Source organism: Cryobacterium sp. RTC2.1 (assembly GCF_035018685.1).
In the GTDB taxonomy this organism is placed as follows: Bacteria; Actinomycetota; Actinomycetes; order Actinomycetales; family Microbacteriaceae; genus Cryobacterium; species Cryobacterium glucosi.
In genome coordinates this window covers 1-1,629 of record NZ_JASJXJ010000289.1, presented here as the reverse complement: position 1 = coordinate 1,629, position 1,629 = coordinate 1, and the positions used below count along the sequence as shown (strand labels likewise).

1 protein-coding gene is annotated in these 1,629 nt (G+C 68.0%); it reads right to left on the bottom strand.

The features are described 5' to 3' along the window. Nucleotides 1–115: 115 nt before the first annotated feature. Nucleotides 116–940, bottom strand: a complete 825-nt coding sequence (locus QN357_RS18870; RefSeq protein ID WP_134446789.1) for a hypothetical protein — start codon at nt 938–940, stop codon at nt 116–118. Between the last annotated feature and the right edge of the window lie 689 nt (nt 941–1,629).

The following is a 1,629-nucleotide window of genomic DNA, read 5'->3' as shown; positions in this document are numbered from 1 at the left end:
CTCCCGCGCCACGCGCGGAAACATCCCGGTGACCCTCGTCGTCATCCCCGACGAGGACTGACCCCCCGCCCGCCGCGCCCCCGCGCTCGGTCCGGCGGGCGAGCGGATGCGCGCGTCAGCGCCGGTGGTGGATCCGAACCTTCGCCGGCGCCGGCGTGGGAGTCGGAGTCGGGGTGAGAGTGGCCGTCGGCGTCGGCGTCGGCGCAGGCGCCACGACCACGGGCGCCACGGGCGCCGTGGCACCGAGGCCGAGGAAGGTCGCGTCGAACGAGTTCAGGTCGACGAGCACGCCGTTCAGGTTGTGCTCGAACTTCTGTTGCACGCCGATCCGCGGATTCGCGGCGGTGTTCCATCCGCCGTATGACACCGCAGCGGGCGCGCCCGTGTCGGCGAGCCAGCCACTGTAGTTCACCGCACCGGCATTGGTGTCCCAGAGCGGCACGTCGGCGAAGGCGCCGCTATTGTTCATGATGCTCGGCCACATCCCCGAACCGCTGTAGATCACCGGCCGCACACCCATCGCACGCACCCCGTCGACCATCGCGCGGGTGACCGGCGAGCTGCCGGTCTCGACGTCGAGAGCGAAGAACTGCAGTTGCGACTGGTACGGGCCGGCCGCGGCGATCCCGCCCTGCCAGCACGTCGCATCCCGGGTGTAGACGGCGATCTTGAGGCCGGCGTCGAGCGCCATCTTCAGCTGGGCCTGGGTGTGCTCCCAGGGGGCGCAGCTTCCCCACGCGGTCGAGTGCATCACGTAGAGACGGATACCCTCGTTGTACGCCTGTGTGAACCAGGCCGGGTCCGTGATGATGTTCGCGGAGTCGACGACCTTGACGGACGACGGCGTCGCCGCCTGGGCGGAAGAAACGTTCGTGGGGGCGATGAGGCCGAGTATAGCCAGCGAAAGCGCAAGCGCTGCCGCCAGGTGATTCTTGTTCATTTAAGGGGACTCCGAAGTACCAGATCGTGGTGCTGAACCCGGTAACTCCAGTGTCAAATCACTTCAGTGTCGCGCGTACGTCGCCGGAGCTGACTGTTCGTCAGACTCAACGGGTGGAACCAGGTAATGAGATATTCTGTCTATGGTGACACATCCTCACGTTGACCACTAGTCCCCCAACGAGGGACACGCTGCGGCCGCCGACTCAGCCGACAGCGTAATTCCTGCACCGCCGGGCCCGGACCCGGTGTCGCCATCCACGGAGAGTCGCGCGCTTGGACCGGCCCCGGAAACGCCCGGTGAGAGCGGCAACCTGACCCTGGCTGCCTGCCGGACGACGGCCGACATCAGGCGGGAAGTCCTGGCAGCACTCATCCGTCTCCCGGGCTGGGCACCCAGCAGACACGGAGGGTCTGGCCGACCCGGCTGCCTAGACTCGCCACGTGCTGCCGGCATCGATTCGCCATCCGGGGTCCGCCCCGGATGGCACCCACCGTCGGCCGCACGCAATCGAAAGGAACAACTGTGACCCAGAACAAGAACTCCTCGGCTACCGCCACCTCTCGAAAGAAGCGCCTCACGATCGGCGCCGCGTCCGTGCTCGCCGCGGGTGCCCTGCTCGGCACCGGCATGCAGGGAGCAACGGCCAGCCCGCTGGGCGGAACCGCCGAACCGGGTACCCCGTCGAC

What these genes read in the sequence shown, in the direction of transcription:
- QN357_RS18870 (WP_134446789.1), bottom strand. Translation starts at nt 940, where the DNA reads ATGAACAAGAATCACCTGGCGGCAGCGCTTGCGCTTTCGCTGGCTATA.